The sequence below is a fragment of the Streptomyces sp. NPDC002564 genome (assembly GCF_042889645.1).
In the GTDB taxonomy this organism is placed as follows: Bacteria; Actinomycetota; Actinomycetes; order Streptomycetales; family Streptomycetaceae; genus Streptomyces.
In genome coordinates, this window is the sequence record NZ_JBIARE010000001.1 from 488,529 (window position 1) to 513,897 (window position 25,369).

23 protein-coding genes are annotated in these 25,369 nt (G+C 71.6%); 11 read left to right on the plus strand and 12 right to left on the minus strand.

Annotated features, from left to right (window positions below; all coding sequences use genetic code 11):
* The 3 genes from ACFYXE_RS02375 to ACFYXE_RS02385 form a co-directional block, all read right to left on the minus strand.
* A complete protein-coding gene (locus ACFYXE_RS02375) occupies nt 1–252 on the minus strand; it encodes a hypothetical protein (RefSeq protein WP_361179101.1) in 252 nt (83 codons plus the stop codon).
* On the minus strand, nt 249–731 hold the full coding sequence (locus ACFYXE_RS02380; protein WP_361179099.1) for a sigma factor-like helix-turn-helix DNA-binding protein: 483 nt from the start codon (nt 729–731) through the stop codon (nt 249–251). The genes ACFYXE_RS02375 and ACFYXE_RS02380 overlap by 4 nt, the downstream gene beginning before the upstream one ends.
* A gap of 63 nt (nt 732–794) precedes the next feature.
* Nucleotides 795–1,313 carry a MarR family winged helix-turn-helix transcriptional regulator gene (locus tag ACFYXE_RS02385; protein WP_389308089.1) on the minus strand — a complete coding sequence of 173 codons (519 nt, stop codon included), beginning with the start codon at nt 1,311–1,313 and terminating at the stop codon, nt 795–797.
* A gap of 157 nt (nt 1,314–1,470) precedes the next feature.
* Here ACFYXE_RS02385 and ilvA point away from each other — a divergent pair, with 157 nt between their 5' ends.
* The 3 genes from ilvA to ACFYXE_RS02400 all read left to right on the plus strand — a co-directional run bounded on the left by ilvA (nt 1,471) and on the right by ACFYXE_RS02400 (nt 4,766).
* The gene (gene ilvA, locus ACFYXE_RS02390; protein WP_361179094.1) at nt 1,471–2,700 is read left to right on the plus strand and encodes a threonine ammonia-lyase; all 1,230 of its coding nucleotides are present in this window, start codon (nt 1,471–1,473) and stop codon (nt 2,698–2,700) included.
* A gap of 210 nt (nt 2,701–2,910) precedes the next feature.
* On the plus strand, nt 2,911–3,903 hold the full coding sequence (locus tag ACFYXE_RS02395) for an ATP-binding cassette domain-containing protein (protein ID WP_389308091.1): 993 nt from the start codon (nt 2,911–2,913) through the stop codon (nt 3,901–3,903).
* Nucleotides 3,900–4,766 (plus strand): ABC transporter permease, encoded by an 867-nt coding sequence (locus tag ACFYXE_RS02400; protein ID WP_361179090.1) that lies wholly within the window; start codon nt 3,900–3,902, stop codon nt 4,764–4,766. Before ACFYXE_RS02395 ends, ACFYXE_RS02400 begins: the two co-directional genes overlap by 4 nt.
* Nucleotides 4,767–4,848: 82 nt before the next feature.
* Here the strand turns inward: ACFYXE_RS02400 and greA are convergent, their stop codons facing one another.
* Both greA and ACFYXE_RS02410 read right to left on the minus strand, forming a co-directional pair.
* Entirely contained in the window at nt 4,849–5,346 is a 498-nt protein-coding gene (greA, locus tag ACFYXE_RS02405; protein WP_361179088.1) for a transcription elongation factor GreA, read from the minus strand.
* Between the two features lie 208 nt (nt 5,347–5,554).
* The gene (locus ACFYXE_RS02410) at nt 5,555–5,974 is read right to left on the minus strand and encodes a DUF4307 domain-containing protein (protein WP_361179086.1); all 420 of its coding nucleotides are present in this window, start codon (nt 5,972–5,974) and stop codon (nt 5,555–5,557) included.
* A 116-nt stretch (nt 5,975–6,090) separates the two neighbouring features.
* Between ACFYXE_RS02410 and mca the strand changes: the two genes are divergently transcribed.
* Both mca and ACFYXE_RS02420 read left to right on the plus strand, forming a co-directional pair.
* Nucleotides 6,091–6,972, plus strand: a complete 882-nt coding sequence (gene mca, locus ACFYXE_RS02415; RefSeq protein WP_361179083.1) for a mycothiol conjugate amidase Mca — start codon at nt 6,091–6,093, stop codon at nt 6,970–6,972.
* Nucleotides 6,965–7,216: a hypothetical protein gene (locus ACFYXE_RS02420; protein WP_361179081.1), complete on the plus strand. Its 252-nt coding sequence runs from the start codon at nt 6,965–6,967 to the stop codon at nt 7,214–7,216. Before mca ends, ACFYXE_RS02420 begins: the two co-directional genes overlap by 8 nt.
* Before the next feature lie 79 nt (nt 7,217–7,295).
* Here ACFYXE_RS02420 and ACFYXE_RS02425 read toward each other — a convergent pair whose 3' ends face one another.
* Together ACFYXE_RS02425 and ACFYXE_RS02430 are read right to left on the minus strand one after the other, a co-directional pair.
* On the minus strand, nt 7,296–10,538 hold the full coding sequence (locus ACFYXE_RS02425; RefSeq protein WP_389308096.1) for a tetratricopeptide repeat protein: 3,243 nt from the start codon (nt 10,536–10,538) through the stop codon (nt 7,296–7,298).
* A gap of 197 nt (nt 10,539–10,735) precedes the next feature.
* On the minus strand, nt 10,736–12,562 hold the full coding sequence (locus ACFYXE_RS02430) for a DUF262 domain-containing protein (RefSeq protein WP_389308098.1): 1,827 nt from the start codon (nt 12,560–12,562) through the stop codon (nt 10,736–10,738).
* Nucleotides 12,563–12,991: 429 nt separating this feature from the next.
* On the opposite strand from ACFYXE_RS02430, the gene ACFYXE_RS02435 reads away from it, so the two are divergent.
* Nucleotides 12,992–15,010 carry a thioredoxin domain-containing protein gene (locus ACFYXE_RS02435; RefSeq protein ID WP_389308100.1) on the plus strand — a complete coding sequence of 673 codons (2,019 nt, stop codon included), beginning with the start codon at nt 12,992–12,994 and terminating at the stop codon, nt 15,008–15,010.
* 29 nt (nt 15,011–15,039) lie between these two features.
* Here ACFYXE_RS02435 and ACFYXE_RS02440 read toward each other — a convergent pair whose 3' ends face one another.
* The 3 genes from ACFYXE_RS02440 to ACFYXE_RS02450 form a co-directional block, all read right to left on the minus strand.
* On the minus strand, nt 15,040–15,807 hold the full coding sequence (locus ACFYXE_RS02440; RefSeq protein WP_389308102.1) for a Mut7-C RNAse domain-containing protein: 768 nt from the start codon (nt 15,805–15,807) through the stop codon (nt 15,040–15,042).
* 29 nt (nt 15,808–15,836) lie between these two features.
* Nucleotides 15,837–16,472, minus strand: coding sequence for a TetR/AcrR family transcriptional regulator (locus tag ACFYXE_RS02445; RefSeq protein ID WP_389308104.1), 636 nt, complete (start codon nt 16,470–16,472; stop codon nt 15,837–15,839).
* Between the two features lie 106 nt (nt 16,473–16,578).
* Nucleotides 16,579–17,295, minus strand: coding sequence for a hemolysin III family protein (locus tag ACFYXE_RS02450; RefSeq protein WP_389308106.1), 717 nt, complete (start codon nt 17,293–17,295; stop codon nt 16,579–16,581).
* A 266-nt stretch (nt 17,296–17,561) separates the two neighbouring features.
* Here ACFYXE_RS02450 and ACFYXE_RS02455 point away from each other — a divergent pair, with 266 nt between their 5' ends.
* Complete coding sequence (locus ACFYXE_RS02455) at nt 17,562–19,394, plus strand: phosphoenolpyruvate carboxykinase (GTP) (protein ID WP_389308107.1); 1,833 nt, start codon at nt 17,562–17,564, stop codon at nt 19,392–19,394.
* A gap of 206 nt (nt 19,395–19,600) precedes the next feature.
* A complete protein-coding gene (locus ACFYXE_RS02460) occupies nt 19,601–21,298 on the plus strand; it encodes an Ig-like domain repeat protein (protein WP_389308109.1) in 1,698 nt (565 codons plus the stop codon).
* 117 nt (nt 21,299–21,415) lie between these two features.
* On the opposite strand, the gene ACFYXE_RS02465 is transcribed toward ACFYXE_RS02460, so the two are convergent.
* Entirely contained in the window at nt 21,416–21,826 is a 411-nt protein-coding gene (locus ACFYXE_RS02465; protein WP_389308111.1) for a hypothetical protein, read from the minus strand.
* Between the two features lie 148 nt (nt 21,827–21,974).
* Nucleotides 21,975–23,186, minus strand: coding sequence for a pyridoxal phosphate-dependent aminotransferase (locus ACFYXE_RS02470; protein ID WP_389308113.1), 1,212 nt, complete (start codon nt 23,184–23,186; stop codon nt 21,975–21,977).
* A gap of 254 nt (nt 23,187–23,440) precedes the next feature.
* Here ACFYXE_RS02470 and ACFYXE_RS02475 point away from each other — a divergent pair, with 254 nt between their 5' ends.
* The 3 genes from ACFYXE_RS02475 (at nt 23,441) to ACFYXE_RS02485 (ending at nt 25,348) form a co-directional block, all read left to right on the plus strand.
* The gene (locus ACFYXE_RS02475) at nt 23,441–24,292 is read left to right on the plus strand and encodes a serine protease (protein WP_389308115.1); all 852 of its coding nucleotides are present in this window, start codon (nt 23,441–23,443) and stop codon (nt 24,290–24,292) included.
* A gap of 191 nt (nt 24,293–24,483) precedes the next feature.
* A complete protein-coding gene (locus ACFYXE_RS02480; RefSeq protein ID WP_389308117.1) occupies nt 24,484–24,819 on the plus strand; it encodes a MerR family transcriptional regulator in 336 nt (111 codons plus the stop codon).
* 325 nt (nt 24,820–25,144) lie between these two features.
* Nucleotides 25,145–25,348 (plus strand): cold-shock protein, encoded by a 204-nt coding sequence (locus ACFYXE_RS02485; protein ID WP_030788646.1) that lies wholly within the window; start codon nt 25,145–25,147, stop codon nt 25,346–25,348.
* The last annotated feature ends 21 nt before the right edge of the window (nt 25,349–25,369 follow it).

Genomic DNA, 25,369 nt, shown 5'->3' on the forward strand with positions numbered 1-25,369 from the left:
CTACCAGCGCGTCAGGGGTGGAGTCGTGTCCGACGGCGGCTCCACCCAGGGCCGGGTGAGCGAGGCCCACACCACGAACGCCACCGCGGCGGCGAACAGCAGCGTCCAGAACAGCCGCCGTGCCGCCGTACGGCGCCGCAGCACGCGGTTGCCGCGCCGCACCGCGTCGTCGAGGAGTTCGGGCGGCACGGAGGGCGTGGTGCCCTCCAGGAGGCGCCGTATCGCGTGTTCCTTGCGCTCGTACTGACTCATGAGGGTGCCGCCCCGCTCAGCGCCCCGGCCGGGGCGGGTCCGCGCGGCGGGTGCAGGGCCGTCGCCGTCGCGCGGGCGCAGATCGCCGAGACGCGCTCGACGGGCAGGCCGAGCAGCGCCGCGGTCTGCTCCTCGGCCACGCCCTCGTACATCCGCAGGACCAGGATCAGCCGCTCCTGGGGGCTGAGCCGGGCCAGGACCCCGCCGTGGCCGCGGTGGCGGCGCCAGGCGGCGCGCGCGAAGCGGACGGCGACCTGCTGGCGGGCGCGGTCGTACGGGTCCTCGCCGCGCAGCCGGTCCCACACCGCGTACGTGTGTGCGAGGGCCGCGGTCAGCAGGGCACGCGCGCGTGGGTTGTCGTCCGGCGGCTCCGCGGTCAGCAGCGTGGCGGCATGCAGCAGCCGCCCTGCCGCGCCCGCGACGAACGCCTCGAACTCCCGGGCCCGGCGGGCGTTCTGCGACGCCTGCCGTTCTCGCACCACGCCTCCCGTACGGAGGGAAGGGGGATCCCGGTCTCATCTGAGGCCAGGCGCGGCCCGGGGTCAAGACTCCGGAGTGGCCGGAACCTCACCCGCCGGTGCCGTCTGGGACGTCTGCCGTGCCGAGAGGGCGGAATTGAAGCGTGTGAGGAGCGCGCAGAAGCTCTCGCGCTCCTCCGGGGCCCAGTCCTGCGTCAGCTCGGCCATCAGCTCGCGCCGCGAGGAGCGCACCTCGTCGAGCCGGGCCTGACCGCGCGGCGAGAGCTGGAGCACCACGGCACGCCCGTCCTCGGGGTGCGAGGTGCGCTTGACCAGGCCCGTGTCGACCAGCGGGGCGACCTGGCGGGTGACCGTCGACGAGTCGATGCCCATGCTCGCGGCGAGCGCCTTGACGCCCATCGGGCCCTCCTTGTCGAGCCGGTTGAGCAGCAGATAGGCGGCGCGGTCCATGGAATTGCGGACCTGGCCCACCCCTCCGAGGCGGGTCTGCTCCGCACGGCGGGCGAAGACCGCCACCTGGTGCTGGAGGCTGTCCAGGAGGGCGGGTGCACTGGCGGTCGTCATGTCCGGAGTTGTGGGCATGGCCGGGAGCTCACTTCATGCGAGGGCGGTGGGTTGGGGGACAGGGTACGCGGCTGACGGGCGTACCGTACCTGCGCTGCGCAAACCTACGGGGAGAACGGTCTCGTCCCTTGGTCGCAGCAGGAGGACCGGGGCGTCTGCTGCGAGACTTGTGGTCATGAGCTACCGCACGTCCGCCTCCTTGCCGACGGTCACCCTCGACGACGTCCGGGGCGCACAGAAGATGCTCTACGGAGTGGCCCGCATGACGGCGATGGAGGGCAGCAGGCACCTGTCCCAGCTGGTCGGGGCCCCGGTGCACCTCAAGTGCGAGAACCTGCAGCGGACCGGTTCGTTCAAGCTCCGCGGCGCCTACGTGCGGATCTCGGGCCTGCTCCCCGAGGAGCGGGCGGCCGGTGTGGTCGCCGCCAGCGCGGGCAACCACGCGCAGGGCGTGGCCCTGGCCTCCTCGCTCCTGGGCGTGCGCTCCACGGTCTTCATGCCGGCCGGTGCGCCGCTGCCCAAGGTCGCCGCGACCCGGGACTACGGCGCGGAGGTGCGGCTGCACGGGCAGGTGGTCGACGAGACGCTGGCCGCCGCGCAGGCGTACGCGCGCGACACGGGTGCCGTCTTCATCCACCCCTTCGACCACCCGGACATCATCGCCGGGCAGGGCACCGTCGGCCTGGAGATCCTCGAACAGTGCCCCGAGGTGCGCACGCTGGTGGTCGGCGTCGGCGGCGGGGGCCTCGCGGCGGGCATCGCGGTCGCGGTCAAGGCGCTGCGTCCGGACGTACGGGTGGTCGGCGTGCAGGCGGCGGGCGCCGCGGCCTATCCGCCCTCGCTGGCCGCGGGCCGCCCGGTCTCCGTCGCGCACCCGGCGACGATGGCCGACGGCATCAAGGTCGGGCGCCCCGGCGACGTGCCGTTCCAGCTGGTCGAGGACCTCGTGGACGACGTGGTCACGGTCTCCGAGGACGCGCTCTCCAGCGCCCTGCTGCTGTGCCTGGAGCGGGCCAAGATGGTCGTGGAACCGGCCGGGGCGAGCCCGGTGGCGGCGCTCCTGAGCGACCCGGCGGCGTTCGAGGGCCCGGTGGTGGCGCTGCTCTCCGGCGGCAACGTGGACCCGCTCCTGATGCAGCGGATCCTGCGCCACGGCATGTCGGCGGCGGGCCGCTACCTCTCGCTGCGGCTGCGCCTGACGGACCGGCCCGGCGCGCTGGCCACGCTGCTCGGGGTGCTGTCGGAGTCGGACGCCAACGTCCTGGACGTGAGCCATGTGCGCACCGACCCGCGCCTGGGGCTCACGGAGGCGGAGGTCGAGCTGCACCTGGAGACGAAGGGGCCCGTGCACTGCGCGGAGGTCGGGGCGGCGCTGCGGGCGGCGGGGTACATGGTCATCGGCTGAGGCTCACCGGATGACGGCTCACCGGCTGACGGCCGTCGGCGCCGGGGCCCGGTGCCCGTTCGCGGGTCCGGGGTGTCTTTGGAAAAACAGATGAACGGACGCGATGTATCGCGTTAGGGTGTGCCCCGCGTCACTCGGTCGCCGGGCGCGCCAAGTCCGGCAAATCTAAGCTTTTCCGTAGGAAGTCACCCACACCAGGGGAGAACCCACATGCCAGGCGCCATCTATGCCGAAGGTCTGGTGAAGACCTTCGGCGACGTACGGGCTCTGGACGGCGTCGATCTGGATGTCCCGGAAGGTACCGTGCTCGGCCTCCTCGGGCCGAACGGCGCGGGGAAGACCACGGCGGTCCGCTGCCTGACGACCCTCCTCACGCCGGACAGCGGCAAGGCGGTCGTCGCGGGCATCGACGTCCTCAAGCACCCCAACGAGGTGCGGCGCTCGATCGGACTCTCCGGCCAGTTCGCCGCCGTCGACGAGTACCTGACGGGCCGCGAGAACCTCCAGATGGTCGGCCAGCTCTACCAGATGAGGGCCAAGGAGGCGAAGGCCAGGGCGGCCGAGCTGCTCGACCGGTTCAACCTCGCCGACGCCGCCGACCGCCCCTCCAAGACGTACTCGGGCGGTATGCGCCGCCGTCTCGACCTCGCCGCGGCCCTCGTCGTCTCGCCGCCCGTCATGTTCATGGACGAGCCGACCACCGGCCTCGACCCGCGCAACCGCCAGCAGCTGTGGGAGGTCATCCAGGAGCTCGTCACGGGGGGCACGACCCTGCTCCTGACCACGCAGTACCTGGAGGAGGCCGACCACCTCGCGCACGACATCTGCGTCGTCGACCACGGCCGCGTCATCGCCCGCGGCACCTCCGACCAGCTCAAGGCGCAGACCGGCGGCGAGCGCGTCGAGGTCGTCGTGCACGACCGCGAGCACATCGCGACCGCCTCCGAGGTGCTGCGCGGCTTCGGCAAGGGCGAGGTCGCCGTCGCCGAGCACACCCGCAAGCTGACGGTCCCCGTGACCGGTGGCGCCAAGCTGCTCGCCGAGGTCATCCGCGAGCTGGACACCCGCGGCATAGAGATCGACGACATCGGCCTGCGCCGCCCCACCCTCGACGACGTCTTCATCTCGCTGACGGGACACGTCGCCGAGGAAGCGGGCGAGGCCGGCGAAGGCGCCGAGACCGGCAAGGAGGCCGACAAGTGAGCACCGTCTCCGAGGCACGCAAGGTGACCCCGCTGCCCGCGGGTGGCATCGGCCAGTCGGTCAGGGATTCCCTGGTCGTGGCCAAGCGGAACCTGATCCGCATGACCCGGATTCCGGAGATGATCCTCTTCGGGGTCATCCAGCCGGTCATGTTCGTGGTCCTGTTCACGTACGTCTTCGGCGGCTCCATCAACATCCCGGGGGCACCCGCGGGCAGCGCGAGCGCCTACAAGGAATTCCTGATGGCGGGCATCTTCGCGCAGACCGTCACCTTCGCCACCGCCGGAGCGGGCGCGGGCATCGCGGACGACATGCACAAGGGCCTCATCGACCGCTTCCGCTCGCTGCCGATGGCCCGCGGCGCGGTGCTCACCGGCCGCACGCTCGCCGACCTGGTGCAGACGGCCGTCACCCTGGCCGTGCTCGCGGGGGTCGCGCTGATCGTCGGCTGGCGCACCCACGAGAACATCGGCAAGGTGCTCGCGGGCTTCGGCCTGCTGCTGCTCCTCGGCTACGCCTTCACCTGGATCGGCGCGCTGATCGGCCTGTCCGTGCGGACGCCCGAGGCCGCGACCTCGGGTGGTCTGATCTGGCTGTTCCCGCTGACGTTCATCTCGAACGCCTTCGTCCCGGTCGACGGCATGCCGAAGTTCCTGCAGTACGTCGCCGAGTGGAACCCCTTCAGCGCGACCGTGGCGGCGGCGCGCGAGCTGTTCGGCAACACCATCGAAGGCGTCCCGAGGTCGGTCACCGGTGCGTGGCCGATGGAACACCCGGTGTGGGCCTCGCTGATCTGGTCCGTGCTGATCATCGTCGCCTTCCGCACCCTGGCCGTCCGCAAGTACCGCTCGGCCACCGCCTGACCGCGCACCGCGAGGCCGCCCACGACGAAGCCCCCGGCACCAGTGGTGCCGGGGGCTTCGTGGCCCGGAGCCGCAGCGCGGGCTAGGCCTTGTACGGCTTGGCCTCGAGGATCTTCACCGCGGCGAACTTGCCGTTCGGCAGCTCGTACTCCGCGTTCTCGCCGATCTTCTTGCCGTTCACGCCCGTGCCCAGGGGGGACTGCGGCGAGTACGTCTCGATGTCGCCGCTCGCGTACTCACGGGAGGCGAGCAGGAAGGTCAGGGTGTCGTCCTCGTCGCCGTCGAAGGCGATGGTGACGACCATGCCCGGCTCCACGACACCGTCGTCGGCCGGCGCCTCGCCGACCCGTGCGGTCTCCAGGAGCTGGGTCAGCTGGCGGACTCGGAGCTCCTGCTTGCCCTGCTCCTCCTTGGCCGCGTGGTACCCGCCGTTCTCGCGCAGGTCGCCCTCCTCACGCGCCGCCGCGATCTTGGACGCGATCTCGGTGCGCGCAGGACCAGACAGGTACTCCAGCTCCGCCTTGAGCTGGTTGTACGCCTCCTGGGTCAGCCAGGTGACGTTCTCGCTGGTCTGGGTCACAGGTGCTCCTCGTAGGTACTGGGAATACAAAGCATCGCCCTACCCAGAAGGATGTTCCTTCACGGGTGGGCGAAACCACGAGCCTAACAATTCAGGCGCCGAAGGGGGAGGACATAAGCCATCAGATTTGCGTCAACGCAGGTGAACGCGGTAGGGCCCGGCATGCCCCGGCGCAGGAATCCGGCTGGAGTCCGTCGGATGCCTCGGATCAGTCGGAGTGGCAGCCGAGGAGCTCGACGCTGGTGGCCTTGCCCGTCGTGCGCAGCGTGACGACCTTGTCGATGCGGTCCGTGCGGCGGTCGAAGCGGAAGTCCGCGCGGCCGACCTCGGCACCGGACTCGGCCTGCGAGCGCAGGGTGCAGTAGCCGCGCGCGTCGGTGTCCTTGCGTACCTCGAGATGGGCCTCGACGACGGAGTCCGAGACGACGTCGAACTTGATGACCTCGCCGCTGACCTTCGTACCGCTGATGTAGTCGTAGCCGAACCAGCCGATGACGCCCAGCAGGGCCACGCCGAGCACCGAACCGATGATCTTCAGCTTGCGGTCGGCGGCCTCGTCGGCGGTGCGCGAGCGGCCGTACCGCCCCTCGGGAAGCCCCTCGGGAACCTTCGGGCCCACCGCCGCCATGATCGTCCTCCAGGAACAGGGGATGCCGGAATTTTCCGCCCCCCGGTTCCGTCACTATAGAAGCCGCCCACAGCGCCGAAGCACACCGGGGCGCCCGATTACCTGAGGATCGAGTCTTGACTGAGCAGCTGCGACTGATGGCCGTGCACGCCCACCCCGACGACGAGTCGAGCAAGGGCGCGGCCACCATGGCCAAGTACGTTTCCGAGGGGGTGGACGTACATGTCGTGACCTGCACGGGCGGGGAGCGTGGCGACATCCTCAATCCCAAGCTCCAGGGCGACGCGTACATCCAGGCGAACATCCACGAGGTGCGCAGGAAGGAGATGGACGAGGCGCGCGAGATCCTGGGCGTCAAGCAGGACTGGCTCGGCTTCGTCGACTCCGGCCTGCCCGAGGGCGACCCGCTGCCGCCGCTGCCCGAGGGCTGCTTCGCCCTGGAGGACGTCGACAAGGCGGCCGGCGAGCTCGTCCGGCAGATCCGCTCCTTCCGGCCGCAGGTCATCACGACCTACGACGAGAACGGCGGCTACCCCCACCCCGACCACATCATGACCCACAAGATCACGATGGTGGCGTTCGACGGTGCGGCGGACCCCGAGAAGTACCCCGAGAGTGAGTTCGGCCCGGTCTTCCAGCCGCAGAAGCTCTACTACAACCAGGGCTTCAACCGGCCGCGCACCGAGGCGCTGCACCACGCGATGATCGAGCGCGGCCTGGAGTCGCCGTACGGGGACTGGCTCAAGCGCTGGGACGAGTTCGAGCGGGTCGAGCGCACGCTGACCACGCATGTTCCCTGCGCCGACTTCTACGAGGTGCGGGACCGCGCGCTCATCGCGCACGCCACGCAGATCGACCCCGACGGCGGCTGGTTCCGGGTGCCGATGGAGCTGCAGAAGGAGGTCTGGCCCACGGAGGAGTACGAGCTCGCGAAGTCGCTCGTCGATACTTCCCTCCCCGAGGACGACCTCTTTGCGGGCATCCGCGACAATGCCTAGCGTGAACGCACATCTGGCACTGACGCATCTCGTCCCTCTCGCCAAAGAGGTCGACGACGACAAGGTGACCCCCGGCGTCCTGGGCTTCATCGTCTTCGCGGTGATGGCCCTCGCCGTCTGGGGCCTGATGAAGTCGATGAACCGGCACATGGGCAAGGTCGACTTCAAGGAGCCCGGGGACACCGCCGCGAAGGCGGACCGGACGGCGGGGACGTCGTCCGACGCGGAGTCCCGGCGCGGCTGACCCGCCGCCCGCCGCGGGACGGGCCCCGGCACGTGCCGAGGCCCCGGCGGATCCCGCGCGGGTCCGCGCGCCCCGCGGCTCAGCTCGGCCGGGGCACGTCCACGCCCATGATCTCCCGCGCATGCCGGCTCGGCACCATGCCGAGCCGCCATGCCTGCCATCCCGTTTCCAGGTCGGCGCCCCGCTCCAGGAGCAGACCGTAGGCCTGGACGTACTCGGCGAGCTTGCCGTCCCGGGTCGGGTGCTCGGCCCGCTCCAGGCGGTTGAGCTCCTCCTGGGCGACGGCCGTGCCGATCTCCCAGCCGCCCGGTGAGGCGTACGGCAGCAGCGTGCAGCGCAGGAAGGCCGCCCAGTCGCCGCCGCGCCGGTCGCCGTAGGAGGCGAAGAGCCCGATCGCCTCGTCGCACAGCGCGAGCGCCTGCTGGGTGCGGTTGTTGCCCGCGTCCACGACCACCAGCTCCAGGCACGTCCAGGCCTCGCCGTGCGCGACGCCGATGCGCTGGAAGTCGGCGCGGGCGTCCACCAGGAGCTGGCGGGCGAAGCCGGAGTTGCGCAGCGAGCCCGTCTGGGCGGCACGCTGGTCGCGGGTCACGCGCGCCGAGTGGTGCCGCGCGCACGCCAGGCCGTACACGTCCCGCATCCGGGAGAACATCGTGCGCGCCCGCTCCAGGTCCCGCACCGCCTCGTCGAGGTCGCCGGTCTCCTCCCGCGCCTGCCCCAGGTAGTACAGGGACCAGGCCTCGCCGCGCGCGTCGTCGTTGTCGCGGTGCCGGGACACCGCCTGGCGCAGGCCGTCCACCGCGGGCGACGGGTCGCCGTCCACCAGCCGGGCCCGCGCCAGCTGGGTCAGGGCCCAGGCCTCGCCGCGCTGGTCGCGGGTGCGCCCGTACAGGTCGAGGGCGTCCCGCAGCTCGCCCTCCGCGCGCGGCACGTCGCCCATCCGCAGGCGGAGCTGGCCCAGCTGGAAGTGCGTCCAGGCCTCGCCGTGCACCGAGCCGCTGCCGCGGTGCAGGGCGAGCGCCGTCTCCAGCATCCCCAGGGCGTGCGCCAGGTGGGCGCGGTCCCGCTCGACGGCCGCGAGCGCGTGCAGCGTCCAGGCGCGGTCGCCCGCGAGCTCGTCCGCGGTCTGCAGGTCGAGCGCCTCCGCGAGGCGGGCCGCGGCCTCGGTGAGGTTGCCCTGGTGGTGCAGCGTGATGCCGAGGGAGCCCAGCGCGCGGGCGGCGGCCGCGTCCTGGTGGGCCTCGAAGTACAGGTCCACGACGGAGTTCAGCGTCGTGCGCGACTGGTCGAGCTCGCCGAGCTGGCGGGCCGCGATGCCGGTGCGCCACTGCACGCTGCGGCCGAGCAGGCCCTGGTCGATGGCCTGGGTCAGCTCGTTGATCTCGCCCAGCCGGTAGAGGTCGCCGCGCAGCAGGCAGTAGTCGCACAGCGCGCCCAGCAGGTTCAGCACGGCCTGCTGGTCGACGCCCTCCGCGTGCCGCAGCGCCGCCGTGATGAACGTCGACTCGTCGTCCAGCCAGCGCAGCGCCGCGTCCAGCGAGGCGAAGCCGTGCTGGCCGAACTGGTCGGCGCGGGTGGACGTCTTGCCGTCGACCAGGCGGATCACCGTGTCGGCCAGCTCCCCGTAGCTGGCGATGAGGCGCTCCTGCGCGGCGGTGCGCTCGGCCGGCTCCTCCTCGTCCAGGAGGCGGGCCCGGGCGAAGGAGCGGACGAGGTCGTGCAGGCGGTAGCGGTGCGCGGTGGCGCCCGTGGGGCTCTGCGTCCTCGGCTGGTCGACCAGGCCCGCCCGGCACAGCGCGGCCAGCTGCCGGTCCGCCTCCTGCTCGTCGGCGCCGAGCAGCGCCGCCGCGGCGGACGTGCCGAGCGAGGCCCGTCCGGCGAGCGCGAGACGGCGCAGCAGCCGCCGGGCCTGCTCCGACTGGTCGGCGTAGCGCAGCCACAGCACGCGCTCGACCGGGCCGACCTTGTCGGCGGGGCCGTAGGCGGCGAGGTCGGCGGCCAGCCCGCGCGGGCTGCGCGGTCCGAGCGAGGAGCCCGCGGCGTGCAGCGCCAGCGGCAGACCGCCGCACAACTCCCGTACCTCGTCCACCGATGCGGCGTCGTAGGGCCCGGCGAGGTCCTCGGCGGACTCCCGCAGGAGCTCCTCCGCGGCCGCCTCGTCCAGCGCGCCCAGCGGCAGCCGGTGCACCCAGGCGGGCAGGTCGGCCGGGAGCTCCAGGGGCTCGCGCGCGGTGACCAGGACGAGGCTGTCCGAGCGCTCCGGGACCAGGGTGCGGATCTGCTCGACGTCGCTCGCGTCGTCCAGCACGATCGTGACCGGGAGGCCGGTCAGGTACTGGTGGTAGAGCTCGCTGAGCCGCTTGAGCTGCTGGTCCTGCGAGGAGCGCTCGCGAAAGAGCAGCTGCTCGCGCGGGGCGCCGAGCCGGTTGAGCAGGTGCAGCAGGGCGTCCCGGGTGGACAGCGGGCTCTCCTGCGGGTTGTCGCCGCGCAGGTCCACCACGCACGCGCCGCGGAACTGGTCGCGCAGGTCGTGCGCCGCCCGCACCGCGAGCGAGGTGCGGCCCGAGCCGGGCGCGCCGTGCAGCACGACGACGGTGGGCCGGGTGTCGGTGCTGGCGCGTGCCGCGTGCACCCACTGGGCGATCCGCCCCAGCTCCGGGCGGCGGCCCACGAACGGCGCCGCGGTCTCGGGGAGTTGGGCGAAGGACTGCTCCAGCACGTTGCGCCGGCGGGCCGCCGCGCTCTTGTCCGTGCCGCGCAGCTGCGGCGCCGCCTTCTTCGCCGTACGCGCGCCGGTGGACGCGGCGAGGACCCGCTGCTGGTCGAGAAAGGGCCGGATGCCGCGCACCTCCAGCGCGGTCAGCCACTGCAGCCGCAGCTGCGCGGGCCCGCCCGGCCTGCTCAGCTCGCCCGCGCGGCGGCTGGCCGCCGGGACGTGCGCGGCCGTCACCTTCACGACGGTGGCCGCGGCCCCCGCCACCGCGACGACCGCGCCGGTGCCCAGCGCCGTGCCCACGCCGGTGCCGAACGACAGGTCCGAGACCCCGGCCGCGAGCGCGGCAACCACCGCCACGAGCAGCGGAGTTCCCGCGCCCTCCTTCGCGTACCGCTGACCGAAGGAGAGCCGCCCCGCGTCCGCCTCGTCGAGCGCCCCGGTGTACGTCGCGTACTCCTCGGCCGCCGTCTGCGCCATGGCGTCCAGCGCGCCGCGCGCCCGTGAGAGCAGCACGGCACCGTCGACCCGCCCGCCCGAGCGCCGGACCTCCTCCTCGACGGCCCGAGTCAACAGCCGCTCGGCCTCGACCCGATGGCTGTCCCGCATATGGCTTCCCCCTCCGAGATGGACAGATCCCCACGACCACAAGTGTCCTGCGTACGGGGCGCGGACGCGAGGGCGTCCGCGGATCAGGGCCCGGGCGTCGGGCGGCCCTGATCGGCATGTTCTCGAAGGGCGTCAGGACGGAGACGTGACAGCGCCCCCGGTGCCCGCGGCCGGGGCCATTCCTGTGCCGGACTCCGTCATGCGTTGTTCCTGGTGAATCGCTGAAAGAGCCGCATGTAATCGCGCTGCTCCACCACCTGGACTCCTGCACCGCTCCGTTCGTACATGACGTTCTTGTAGAAGCAGGGCTCGTGGGAAGGGGTGATCTCGACGAGTATCACGGCCCGGCCGTGGTAGTCGATGAGACTGACCCCGGAGGCGACTCGCCTCCGTAGATCCGGTGCCAGATCGGATCCCGTCAGCTTGTCGGAAATCCAGTCGAAGTAGCTCTTGAGGCTTTCACTCCGGACCGCGGCCTCTCGTTCGACGCCGACGACGTCGAAACGGTTGCCCCGGGACTTGACCGGCTCGATGGAGTCCAGCTGGCGGATGCGCTGCACATCCTTCTCGCTGTCGGCCACGCCGATGACGAGGTAACCCGTGTTGTCCGGGCCGGTGTTGGCGATGGCTGTGATGCTGCGGAGGATCTTTTCCCAGGACCCCTCGTCGAAATCTCGTGTCGCGCCCAGAGTCAGCAGGCCTTGCTTCATCTCGAAGAGGGACTGCTCAGTGACCGAGTTCTGGAGGATTCTCTCCAGGTGCGAGGCAAGGCCGAACTGTGCCGCGTCACGGCGAGATCCCGGGTCGGATTCGAAGGCGTCCCGGATCGCTCCCTTCACGGCGTCAATGTTCTTCCGCTTGTCCTGCGCGGTCCAATCCCCGCCGCCGCCCGGCACGTTGAGCGAACCGCGGGAGGTTCCGATGTCGCGGAGCTTGCGGGCGGCCTCCGGGCGCGAGGCGACGCGCATGCCGTCCCTGACGATCAGTTCCCAGAAGGCGAGGAAAACCGCTTGGAAGTAGCGCGGATAACGCCCTCCGGAGCTTCTGCCGACGACGTGCTTCACGAACTTGTCGTCGGCGACGTCCAGGACGGCGCGGAGCTCCTCGTGCACGAGCGAGAAGTGCTCCCGGACCTTCTGCTCCCCGTACACGTCGATGCATGCGGAGAGTCGCCTGTCCAACACGGCCGGAGCGCTGTCGTCGGCGTCGACCGACCCGTACACGGCGTCCCGTGTGTAGGTGCCTGACGAGACAAGGGGGTCGATGAGGCAGTCCACCAGAATGTCGAGGATCAGTTGCTCATCGAGCGAACCGCGGACGTCGATGCGTCGCAGGATCGCCTGCTGAACCCAGAAGATGTTGTCGACGTCGACGCCGTACGCCAGGTTCCGATTGTTGATGCTGAGCTTCGGCATCGCGCGCAGGGGGACGATGTCGCTGCTGCTCGAGTCCCCCCTGATGTCGCTCGCGATGACGCGTACCAACTGCGCGATCTTCGCCGTAGAGCCAACTTGGCGAAGTTCCTGTCCGGAGAGTCGGCGGCCACCTGAGTTGATGCGCCGGAATACCTTGTCCACCTGGTCCGGGTCCGATGCCTTGAACACCGACATCGGCAGGAGGTAGTTGGCTATCTTGCGGGACTGCTCGCGGGGCAGGATCGGCTTGCGCTGCACGATCTTGCCGTCGTCCAGTTGGCTCTTGGTATCGGCGAGGGCCTGCAGATCGAAGAATTCGCCATTGATGTCGAATTCGTTCTCGATGAAGGAGAAGATCGCGTTGAGGCGCTGCATGCCGTCGATCAGCTCGTAGCTGGTGCCGCTCTCGCCCGTCGTCTCCGCGACCAGGATGAGCGGAATCGGGAGGTCACTCAGTATCGAGTCGACGAGGTCGCACTTCTCCTCGACGGTCCAGACAAGTTTCCGTTGGTAGCGTCGATTTACGGAGAAGCGATCCGCGAGGTAGTCCGTGTAGAGCTTCTGGACGCTTTCGCTGCGAACGGAAAGGTCTGACAAGGGTATCGACATCAACTGCTCCCGTGTGTGTCCCAGGTGCCCCGCTGAGCCTGGTTGAGGCGGATCCTATACCTGTGGCCCTGCCACCAACACGTCGGGAACTTGCGGGTGGAGGGGCATAACGACAATGGAGCGGACGCTTACCCAGCGGGCAGTGCTGAAGGGGGAGTTCGGTCCCGGGGGCGGTCTGTCGGGTGATGGCTGGGTCGCTGAACCCGTTGTCGTCATCAAGGGCAGCATTCCGGCCGCCGGCAGATGTTTCCGGCGCGGGTCGTGCGCGCTCACAGCCGGGTGACGTGTCCAGGACACAGGGGGGCCGGTGCTTCCACAGGGGAAAAGCGTCGCCCGTCACGTGCCGGCTCACCGGGGCAAGTCCGCCGTACGGCGTGTGCCCGTACGCGTTCCGCTGGCAGCGTCAGGCGCTGTGAGAGGCTGGGGCGCATGAACCGGTTGGCTGATGTGACCTCGCCGTATCTGCTTCAGCACGCTGACAATCCGGTCGATTGGTGGCCCTGGACGCCGGAGGCTTTCGAGGAGGCGCGTCGGCGCGACGTGCCCGTGCTGCTGTCGGTCGGCTACTCCGCGTGCCACTGGTGCCACGTCATGGCGCACGAGTCCTTCGAGGACGTGGCGACGGCCGCGGTCATGAACGAGAAGTTCGTGAACATCAAGGTCGACCGCGAGGAGCGGCCCGACGTCGACGCCGTCTACATGGAGGCCGTGCAGGCCGCGACGGGGCAGGGCGGGTGGCCCATGACCGTCTTCCTGACCGCCGACGCCGAGCCGTTCTACTTCGGCACGTACTTCCCGCCGGAGCCCCGGCACGGCATGCCGTCCTTCCCGCAGGTCCTGGACGGCGTCCACCGGGCGTGGACGGACCGGCGCGGCGAGGTCGCCGAGGTCGCCGGGAAGATCGTGCGCGACCTCGGCGAGCGGCAGCTCACCCACACCTCCGACGAGAAGCCCGGCGAGGACGAGCTCGCCCAGGCGCTGCTGGGCCTGACCCGCGACTACGACGCGGCACACGGCGGCTTCGGCGGCGCGCCCAAGTTCCCGCCGTCCATGGCGGTCGAGTTCCTGCTGCGGCACTACGCCCGCACGGGCGCCGAGGGCGCGCTGCAGATGGCCGCCGACACCTGCGAGCGGATGGCCCGCGGCGGCATCTACGACCAGCTCGGCGGCGGCTTCGCGCGCTACTCGGTGGACCGCGAGTGGATCGTGCCGCACTTCGAGAAGATGCTCTACGACAACGCGCTGCTGTGCCGGGCCTACGCCCACCTGTGGCGGGCCACCGGCTCCGAGCTCGCCCGCCGGGTCGCCCTGGAGACCGCGGAGTTCATGGTCCGCGAGCTGCGCACCAACGAGGGCGGTTTCGCCTCCGCGCTCGACGCGGACAGCGAGGACGCCGCGACGGGCGAGCACGTCGAGGGCGCGTACTACGTGTGGACGCCGCAGCAGCTGCGCGAGGTGCTCGGCGAGGACGACGCGGAGCTCGCGATGAGCTGCTTCGGCGTGACGCAGGAGGGCACCTTCGAAAAGGGTGCCTCCGTCCTGCAATTGCCGCAGGCGGAGGGGCCGTTGGCGGACGCCGCGCGGCTCTCCTCCGTGCGCGGGCGGCTGCTCGCCGCGCGGCAGGGGCGGCCCGCGCCCGGCCGGGACGACAAGGTGGTCGCCGCCTGGAACGGCCTGGCGATCGCCGCGCTCGCGGAGGTCGGCGCCTACTTCGACCGGCCGGACCTGATCGCGGCCGCGGTGGGCGCGGGCGATCTCCTCGTACGCCTGCACATGGACGCCCGCGCACGCCTCGCCCGCACCTCCAAGGACGGCCAGGCCGGGGCCAACGCGGGGGTCCTCGAGGACTACGCCGACGTGGCGGAGGGCTTCCTCGTGCTGGCCTCGGTCACCGGCGAGGGGGTGTGGCTGGAGTTCGCCGGGTTCCTCCTCGACCACGTGCTGGCGCAGTTCGTGGACGCGGACACCGGCGCGCTGTACGACACGGCGGCCGACGCGGAGCGGCTCATCCGGCGCCCGCAGGACCCCACGGACAACGCGGCGCCGTCGGGCTGGACGGCGGCGGCGGGCGCGCTCCTGGCGTACGCGGCGCACACCGGTGCCGAGCCGCACCGCACGGCGGCGGAGCGGGCGCTGGGGATCGTCAAGGCGCTGGGCCCGCGGGTGCCGCGCTTCATCGGGCACGGCCTCGCGGTCGCGGAGGCGGCGCTCGACGGGCCCCGCGAGGTGGCGGTCGTGGGGGAGGTCCTCGGCGACCTGCACCGCACGGCGCTGCTGGGCACGGCGCCCGGCGCGGTGGTGGCGGCGGGCCCCGCGGGCGAGGGGGAGCTGCCGCTGCTCGCGGACCGGCCGCTGCTCGGCGGGCGCCCGGCGGCGTACGTCTGCCGCAACTTCGTCTGTGACGCGCCGACGGCGGATCCGGCCGTCCTTGCGGGGCTGCTCTCCTAGGACGTGCGGAGCCGCGCTCGCAGGGGGCGTCAGGGGCCCGGCGCGGGCGTGCGCGCGGCGGACCGGGCCCCGGCCCCGCCGAACTCCGCCACCGCGCGCCCCACGATGTCCTCCAGGCGGTCGTGGTGGGCGCCCCGCCAGAAGACCCGCGCGCAGTCCGGGCACTGCGCGAACACGTCGTAGGTGCCCTTCGTGCCGCCCTCCAGGCGGTCCGCCACCTCGTCCTTGGTGGCGGGGCGGAGCGTGCCGTTGCAGGCGCCGCAGCGGGTCCACGGGCGCAGCTCGGGGGCGAACCGGCCGAGCACGTCGCGCAGTTGGTCCTCGGGGCGGTCGCTGTACACGTACGCGCCCGCCCACAGCTCGCGGCGGCGCAGCAGTCCGCGGTCGCGGCTGAGCAGGACGCGCCGCTCGGCGGCCGAGCGGGCGGCGAGGGCCGGGTCGCCGATGTCCGTGCTCTCGTACGCGGTGTCCACGCCCAGCAGCCGCAACCGCCGGGCGAGGGTGCCCAGATGGACGTCGAGCAGGAAGCGCAGCGGGGCGCCGGGGACCGGCTGGGGGCGGGAGACGGCGCGCACGGTGACGTGCTCGTCGGCCGCGGGGACGTGTCCGGTGGTGACCTCGCGGCCGTCCACCACGAGCGCGCCGACCTCGGTGAGCGGAACGCCGAGCGACTCGACGACGTGCCCGAGCGTGGACACGCCGTCGGTGACGGCCCGGGTGGGGCCGCCGCGTCGCTCGTACGGGACGAAAAGGGCCAGCTCGGGAGCGAAGCCGACGAGGATCTCCGGACCGTTCATGCGGTCAGGATGGCACGGCGGAGCGGGCGTCAGCGGGGATTTTCCGGCTCCGTGAGCCCGCCGCCGAACAGGGCCAGGGTCCGGTCCACGAGCGCCGGCAGGTCGTCCCGGTGCCCGTGCTCGGCCCAGTACGCCGCCGCCTCGGCGAGCGCGCCGACCAGGCCCATGGCGAACGCCCGTACCTCCAGGTCGCCGGGGTCGCGGCCGGTGCGCTCCGCGATGACGCGGCACAGGGCGCGGCCGGTGACCGACATGCTCTCCAGCATCCGCGCCCGCACCGCGGGCACCTCGGTCATCAGCCGGGTCCGCAGCCGTGAGAGCTCGGGGTCGGCCGCGAGGCCGAGGCCCGCGGACCGGCGCAGGACGTGCCGCAGGGATTCCACGATCGGTTCGCCGGCGGGCCGTGCCCGCAGCTCGCTCTCCAGGAGCGGGTCGTACTCGTCGGTGAGGACGATGTCCTCCTTGGCCGGGAAGTAGCGCAGGACGGTGGAGGGGGAGACCTCCGCCGCCTCGGCGATCTGCTCGACCGTGGTCGCCTCGTACCCCTGTTCCTCGATCAGCGCGTAGGTCGCCGTGCGGATCGCGCGGCGGGTCTTGAGCTTCTTGCGCTCGCGCAGTCCCGGCCGTGCGGAGGGCTCGGCGGAGGGGGTTCGTGCGGCCGTCATGGCGTTCATTGTCGGCCATCCGGGGGGCGGACCGCCGTCCGGCGGGCGCACGTACGAGTGGCCGCGGCTGGGGAGCCGCGGCCACGGACGGGTGAAGGGGGCGGGCTCAGCCGTGCTGGTAGGCCACCAGCGAGATGCCGACGTAGTGCACGGCGAAGGCGGCGAGCGTCAGCGAGTGGAAGACCTCGTGGAAGCCGAAGAAGCGGGGCGAGGGGTTCGGGCGCTTGATGCCGTAGATCACGCCGCCCGCGCTGTAGAGCAGTCCGCCGACGACGACCAGGACGAGCACCGCGATGCCGCCCGTGCGCATGAAGTCGGGCAGGAAGAAGACGGCGGCCCAGCCCATCGCGATGTAGCAGGGGGTGTAGAGCCAGCGCGGGGCGCCGACCCAGAAGACCCGGAAGGCGATGCCCGCGACCGCGGCGCCCCAGATGCCCCAGAGCAGCCACTGGCCCGTCGCGTCGGGGAGCAGCAGCAGCGTCAGCGGGGTGTAGGTGCCCGCGATGATCAGGAAGATGTTCGAGTGGTCGAGCCTGCGCAGGACGCGGTCGGCTCTGGGGCCCCAGTTGCCCCGGTGGTACAGCGCGCTCACGCCGAACAGCAGGCACGCGGTCAGGGCGAAGATGCCGCAGGCGATCCGGCCGCGGGTGGAGTCCGCGAGGGCGGTGAGCACCAGGCCGGAGATCAGCACCGCGGGGAACATGCCGGCGTGCAGCCAGCCGCGCATCTTCGGCTTCGCCGGGAGCGGCAGGGACAGCGCGGGTGAGGCGAGGGAACCGGCGCCCGCGGGCTCCGGAATCGCTTCGGGGACGGGGGCGGTCATGAGCGGCATCGTACCTACGGGTCCGTAAGTCGGGCATCAGGCGGACGACAAAAGGGCGGATCCACCCCTTCGTCCCCCCGTCGGCGCGGAGTGGCGATGCTCACGCCGCTCAGGTGTGAGGCCCTCTGGACAGATGGGCGAATGCGACGGATGATCAAATGAGTGCGGTCGGCACCGGATGAGCGCCCAAGTAGGTACACGTGAAGCGTCCGGGTCGCAGCCCCCACGGGGCATACATTCCAAAAACCCCTCGATTAGGAGCAATCGTGGCGCGCGACATCGCGGCTCCCCTGTCCGTGGGCACTGCCCCGACCAACCACCAGGAGCTGATCTCCTGGGTCAACGAGATCGCCGAGCTCACCCAGCCGGACCAGGTCGTCTGGTGCGACGGCTCCGAGGCCGAGTACGAGCGCCTGTGCGAGGAGCTCGTCGCCAAGGGCACGTTCAAGAAGCTCGACCCGACTCTGCGCCCCAACTCGTACTACGCCGCATCGGACCCGACCGACGTCGCGCGCGTCGAGGACCGCACCTTCATCTGCTCCGAGAAGGAAGAGGACGCGGGCCCCACCAACCACTGGAAGGCCCCCGCCGAGATGCGGGAGATCTTCGCCGGCGAGAAGGGCGTCTTCCGCGGCTCGATGCGCGGCCGCACCCTGTACGTCGTGCCCTTCTGCATGGGCCCGGTCGGCTCCCCGCTGTCCGCGATCGGCGTCGAGATCACCGACTCCGCGTACGTCGCCGTCTCCATGCGCACCATGACCCGCATGGGCCGCCCGGTCCTGGACGAGCTGGGCGAGGACGGCTTCTTCGTGAAGGCCGTCCACACGCTGGGCGCCCCCCTGGAGGCGGGCGAGGCCGACGTGCCGTGGCCGTGCAACTCCACCAAGTACATCTCGCACTTCCCCGAGGACCGCGAGATCTGGTCGTACGGCTCGGGCTACGGGGGCAACGCCCTGCTCGGCAAGAAGTGCTACGCGCTGCGCATCGCGTCCGTGATGGCACGCGACGAGGGCTGGCTGGCCGAGCACATGCTGATCCTCAAGCTGACCCCGCCGCGGGGCGAGTCCAAGTACGTCGCCGCCGCGTTCCCGAGCGCCTGCGGCAAGACGAACCTCGCCATGCTGGAGCCCACGATCTCCGGCTGGACGGTCGAGACGATCGGCGACGACATCGCCTGGATGCGCTTCGGCGAGGACGGCCGCCTCTACGCGATCAACCCCGAGGCCGGCTTCTTCGGCGTCGCGCCCGGCACCGGCGAGCACACGAACGCCAACGCCATGAAGACGCTGTGGGGCAACTCCGTCTTCACCAACGTCGCGCTCACCGACGACGGCGACGTCTGGTGGGAGGGCATGACGGAGGAGACCCCGAAGCACCTCACCGACTGGAAGGGCAACGACTGGACCCCGGACTCGGGCGTCCCCGCCGCGCACCCCAACGCCCGCTTCACCACCCCGGCCGCGCAGTGCCCGATCATCGCGCCCGAGTGGGAGGACCCCAAGGGCGTGCCGATCTCGGCGATCCTCTTCGGCGGGCGCCGCGCCTCGGCCGTGCCGCTGGTGACCGAGTCCTTCGACTGGCAGCACGGCGTCTTCCTCGGCGCGAACGTCGCCTCCGAGAAGACCGCCGCCGCCGAGGGCAAGGTCGGCGAGCTGCGCCGCGACCCGTTCGCCATGCTGCCGTTCTGTGGCTACAACATGGGCGACTACATGAACCACTGGGTCAAGGTCGGCGCCGACAAGGACCCGGCGAAGCTGCCCCGGATCTACTACGTGAACTGGTTCCGCAAGAACGCGGACGGCAAGTTCGTGTGGCCCGGCTTCGGTGAGAACTCCCGCGTCCTGAAGTGGATCGTGGACCGGCTCGACGGCAGGGCCGACGGCGTCGAGACCCCCATCGGCGTGCTGCCGACGGTCGAGTCGCTGGACACCGACGGCCTGGACCTGTCCGCGTCCGACCTGGAGTTCCTGCTCACGGTCGACAAGGAGGTCTGGCGCGAGGAGGCCTCGCTGGTCCCCGAGCACCTGAACACCTTCGGCGACCGCACGCCCAAGGAGCTGTGGGACGAGTACCGCGCGCTGGTGCAGCGTCTGGGCTGACGTCCCGCGCGTTCCGGAGGGGCCCCGCACAACGGCGTGCGGGGCCCCTCCGCGCATATCCGCATCTTGCACACCTTGCCTTCACATGCCCCACACATGCTTCAATGACCCCGCACGGTGGTCCGTCGATCGACATGGGCCGCCAAATGAGCCTACGGGGGGCACAGTTGAAGAACGGTCAGCGAGGAAGACGGGGGACGGGCGCCGTGCTCGCGGTGGCGCTCGGCTCGGCCTGCCTGGTGGGCGTGGGAGCGCCCGCCGCGTCCGCGGCGACCGCCTCGGACGAGACGGCCAAGCTGCCGATCGCGTCGTTCGCGGGGCTGGTGGTCGACGACGCGCACGAGCGGCTCTACCTCACCGACGGCAGCAGGCGCAGCGGCAAGAGCGCGGTCCTGGTCTACAACTTCCAGGGCCAGAAGCTGGATTCGCTGCCCACCGACGGTCCGGTGTCCGGCCTGGCGCTCAGCGCGGACGGCGCGACCCTGCACGTGTCGCAGAGCAACCGCATGCTGACGTTCGACACGGCGACGCAGGCCGCGAGCGGCGCGTCCTACACGTCCTACGACGTCAACTGCGGCCGTGAGGTGGCCGTCGCGGGCGGCAAGACGTACTTCACCGAGACGCCGTACAACGACGCGAACTGCGACGACGCCGACAACTACACCACGCTGCAGCAGGTCGAGAACCCCTATCCGGTGAACACCGGGTGGGGCGTCCGCGGCCGGATCAAGCTGGAGTCCGGGCCCGGCGCGCCGGACCGGCTCGTGCTGGGGCAGGCGGGCGCGGCCGCCGGGACCGACGCGTTCCTCACCACGTTCGACGCGAGCGGCGACAGCCTGGTCCGCGGGCCCTCGCGGCGGTTCGCGGACGCCGGGGGCGCGGGCGCCCTCGACCTGAAGGACATCGCCCAGAGCGCCGACGGCCGGCGGATCGCCGTGGCCGACGCGGCCTACGGCACCCGGCTGCTCGACGCGGGGGACCTGGCCGACGCCCCGGCCGGCTACCAGCCGCTGCCGGAGGGCGCGAAGGCCTCGGCGGTGGCGTTCAGCGGTGACGGGAAGTACGTCGCGCGCGGCGCGGCCGCCTCCGGCAGCACGCCGGACCTGCTGATCCAGCCCGCCGACCCGGCCAAGGGCACCACCGCCCTGGAGTTCGCCTTCGAGGACGAGCTGGCCGGCCTGCGGGTGGTGCCGCAGGGGCTCGCCTGGGCCAAGGACGGCTCGCGGCTCTTCGCGGTCACCTCGGACGGCCGCGACGGGCACTGGCTGCACGTGATCAAGCCGCCGGCCGCGCAGCACGACTCCCGGTTCACCGGCACCCTCGGCACGACGCCCGCCAAGCCCGTCGTCGGCGAACCGCTCGGCATCCGGGGCCGGCTGGAGCTGGACGGGCCCGCGCCCGCCGGGCCGGTCAAGGTCGCCGCGGTCCGCGAGGACGCGGCGGGCACCCAGGAGGTGGCGGAGGCGAGGGTCGCGGCCGACGGGACCTTCACGGTCCTCGACGTGCCCGACCGGGTGGGCGCGGCGACGTACACGCTGCGCTTCCTCGGGGACGTCACGCACCGCCCGGCCGAGGACGTCGCCGTCACGGTGGACGTGGCCAAGGCGCCGACGGCGATCGAGCTGACCGCGCCCGCCGAGGCACCCCGCGCGAGCGGCGTCGTGATCACCGGCAGGCTGACCGGGCAGGGCCGCGCGCTGCCCTCCGGCATTGACCTGAAGGTGACCCGGACCGACAAGTCGGGGACCACGGGCGAGCTGACGTCGGCGGCGGTCGCGGCCGACGGCACGTTCCGGATCAAGGATCTGCCCGGCAAGCGGGGCAGGACGGTCTACGAGGTGAGCTACGGGGGCGACGCGCTGCACGCGGCCTCGTCCGCCCGGGCCACGGTGAAGATCACCTGACCGTCGGGCGGCCCGAGCCCCCGCTCAAGAGCGCCAACCGTGCGACGGGTACCCCCAGCTGTCGCCACCGTTGGTGGCACCCGGTCCGCGGCCTCCCCGGCCGCGGGCCGGGGCCGTTCAGGGGGCGCCGACCAGGCGCGTGGCGGCCGCGTGGGCGTCCATCCGGCCCGCGGCCAGGATCGCCGCCGCGGTGTCGGCGCGGGAGGCCGCCACGACCAGGGCGCGGCCCGCGAGGGCGTGCGCGCGCTGGTGCAGGGCGGCGATGCGGGGCTCGTGGACCGCGGCAGCGACGGCCGACCGCACGGGCTGCACGCCCCCGCGCAGACGGGCCACCTGCTGCGCCAACTGCTCGGCCGCGCCGTCCAGTTCGGCGGACGGCTGCAGGGCGCGCAGTTCGTCGGTGAGGGCGAGGAGCGCGGCGAGATGGCCGGCGAGCTGGATGTCCAGCTCCTCCTCGCGGGAGCGGTGCGGATAGCTCATGTCGTCGGCCATCGAGTGGACCGACTTGGTGCGGATCGGCTCGTACATGGGATGGCCTCCAGACGGTTGCTTGAAAGCCATCCTAGCTTAGATTCTGTCTAAAGTTGAGCCGGGGCCAAGAGTGCTGCCCCACTGCGGGGCCGCCGCGGGTCCGGCGCGGTCCGGCGCGGATCCTGAAGGGCCGGTCGCGGGTGCCTCAAGGCTGGCTGTAGCCGTCCAGGAAGGTCCCGATCCGGGTCACCGCGTCCGCGAGGTCGGTCGCGGCGGGCAGGGTCACGACCCGGAAGTGATCGGGTTCCGGCCAGTTGAAGCCGGTGCCGTGCACGACCATGATCTTCTCGGCGCGCAGCAGGTCGAGGACCATCTGCCGATCGTCCTTGATCTTGAAGACCTTCGGGTCGAGCCGCGGGAAGAGGTACAGCGACCCCTTCGGCTTCACGCAGGTCACCCCGGGGATCTGGGTGAGCAGGTCGTACGCCGTGTCGCGCTGTTCCAGGAGCCGGCCGCCCGGCAGCACCAGGTCGTTGATCGTCTGCCGCCCGCCGAGCGCGGCGACGACGCCGTGCTGGCCCGGCATGTTCGCGCACAGGCGCATGTTCGCCAGGATCGTCAGGCCCTCGATGTACGAGGAGGCGTGCGCCTTGGGGCCCGAGATCGACATCCAGCCGACCCGGTAGCCCGCCACGCGGTACGCCTTCGACATGCCGTTGAAGGTGAGGGTCAGCAGGTCCGGGGCGATGGCGGCGGTGGGGGTGTGCGTCGCGCCGTCGTAGAGGATCTTGTCGTAGATCTCGTCCGAGCAGACCAGCAGGTTGTGGCGGCGCGCGATGTCGGTGAGGGCGCGGACCATCGCCTCGTCGTAGACGGCGCCGGTCGGGTTGTTCGGGTTGATGATCACGAGCGCCTTGGTGCGGTCGGTGATCCTGCGCTCGATGTCGGCGAGGTCCGGCATCCAGTCGGCCTGCTCGTCGCAGCGGTAGTGCACGGCGGTGCCGCCGGACAGGGAGACGGCCGCGGTCCACAGGGGGTAGTCGGGGGCCGGGACGAGGACCTCGTCGCCGTCGTCGAGCAGGCCCTGCATGGCCATCACGATGAGCTCGGAGACGCCGTTGCCGATGAAGACGTGCTCGACGTCCGTCTCGATGCCGAGGGTCTGGTTGTGCATGACGACCGCGCGGCGGGCCGCGAGCAGGCCCTTCGCGTCGCCGTAGCCGTGCGCGTCGCCGACGTTGCGGAGGATGTCCTCCAGGATCTCGGGCGGGCACTCGAAGCCGAAGGCGGCGGGGTTGCCGGTGTTGAGCTTGAGGATGCGGTGTCCGGCCGCCTCCAGCCGCATCGCCTCCTCGAGCACCGGGCCCCGGATCTCGTAACAGACGTTGGAGAGCTTCGTCGACTGGATCACCTGCATGCCGGCGAGCGTACGCGGTCGGGCGGCGGGGGCGCGGTTCCTTTTCCGGTTCGTGGTCCCGGGGCGCGGGCGGGGCGGTGGCCCTCCCGGGGCGGTCCGGGAAGCGCCGCGGGGTGCCGTGTCCCCCAAAAGTGTTCTCTCAGCGGTCAGTTGTGTCCGTATGCGGTCTTGTCCCGGGGGCCCGGGGCCTCAACAATGCGCATGACAAAACCGATGTCACTTCGGTCACACCGCCACTCTGAGGGGACCCCCACATGAAGAAGCCTCTCGTCGGTGCGTGCTTCGCCGCTCTGATCCTGGGAGCGACCGCCGCGCCTGCGACAGCCGTCAGCAACGAAAGCCCTGCCCAGCCGAAGGCCCAGGCGGTCAATTTCGCCGGGACCGTCGCACTCAGCAACTGTTCCGGCTCCGTGGTCCGCGTACCCGACTCCCAGCCCGGCGACCCCGCGCTGGTCCTGTCCAACGGCCACTGCCTGGAGAGCGGCTTCCCCGCGCCCGGCCAGGTGATCGTCAACAAGGCCTCGACCCGGAGCTTCACGCTGCTCAACGCCTCGGGCGGCAACGCGGGCACCGTCCGCGCCAGCAAGATCGCGTACGGCACGATGACCGACACCGACATATCGCTCTACCAACTCACCAGCACCTACAGCGACATCGAGAGCCGCTACGGCATCAAGGCGCTGGAGCTGAACAGCGCGCGCCCCCAGCAGGGCCGGGCGATCACCGTCGCCTCCGGGTACTGGAAGAGGCTCTACAAGTGCAACGTCGACGGCTTCGCCTACCGCCTGAAGGAGGGGAACTGGACCTGGAAGGACTCGGTCCGCTACACCCCCGCCTGCCAGACGATCGGCGGCACCTCGGGCTCGCCGGTGATCGACGACGCGACCGGCAAGGTCGTCGCCGTCAACAACACCGGCAATGAGGACGGCGCCCGCTGCACGGACAACAACCCGTGCGAGGTCGACGAGACCGGCAAGGTCACGGTCCGCAAGGGCATCAACTACGCCCAGCAGACCTACTGGATCGTGCCCTGCGTCGGCGCCGGCAACAAGATCGACCTGAGCCGCGCGGGCTGCCAGCTGCCCAAGCCGGCCGCGGTCAAGTAGCACCGGGCGACCCCGTCCGGGGGCCGGCGCCCGCCGCGCCGGTCCCCGGACGGGGCGGCCCGCCCGGCCCCCGGCCGGAGGGGACCCGCCCGGCCGGCGGCGCGTGGCGGGTGCGCCGCCCGTTCGGCCGAGCGGCATACCTGTCGCGGCCGAAGCAGACATGGGCATACGCCGTTGGTAGCGTTCCCCCGGTGACCTCCTCGCACGGCCCCGACCGGCTCGATGACGACGACTACCCCGCCTACACGATGGGCCGGGCCGCCGAGCTGATCGGTGCCACCCCCGCCTTCCTCCGGGCCGTCGGCGACGCCCGGCTCATCACCCCGCTGCGCTCCGAGGGCGGCCACCGCCGCTACTCCCGCTACCAGCTGCGCATCGCCGCGCGCGCCCGCGACCTCGTCGACCAGGGCACGCCCGTCGAGGCCGCCTGCCGCATCGTGATCCTGGAGGACCAGCTGGAGGAGGCGCTGCGCCTCAACGAGGAACTGCGCCGCGAGGGCGGCCCCGACGCGGGGCCCCCGGCCTGACGCGTCCCGCGCCGAAGTGCCGCACGGCCGCTGCCGCATATCTGTGACGGCACATACAGGATTTCGCGGGCCGGGCGCCGGGGAATATTCGGCCACGCGGCCTGCCCCCGGAATGTCGACAGAAAAATCCCGCACCGGCGTCCGGGGCGTGCTAGTGTCGAATTCAGTTGCAGTTGTGGTTCCCAGAGACTCCAAGTGCTCCGCCGGCTTTATGTGACGGCAGGGGCACTTTGTATTGCCGGTCATTCCGGACGGGGTAATCATCGCGGCGACGTGGAGTCCGCACAGTGTGGGCTCACGGGCACTGCCCCGAAGGAGATATGACATGGCTACTGGCACCGTGAAGTGGTTCAACGCGGAAAAGGGCTTCGGCTTCATCGAGCAGGAGGGTGGCGGCGCCGACGTCTTCGCCCACTACTCGAACATCGCCACCCAGGGCTTCCGCGAGCTGCAGGAAGGCCAGAAGGTGACCTTCGACGTCACGCAGGGCCAGAAGGGCCCGCAGGCCGAGAACATCGTTCCCGCCTGACGCCGACGCTCACGCGTACTT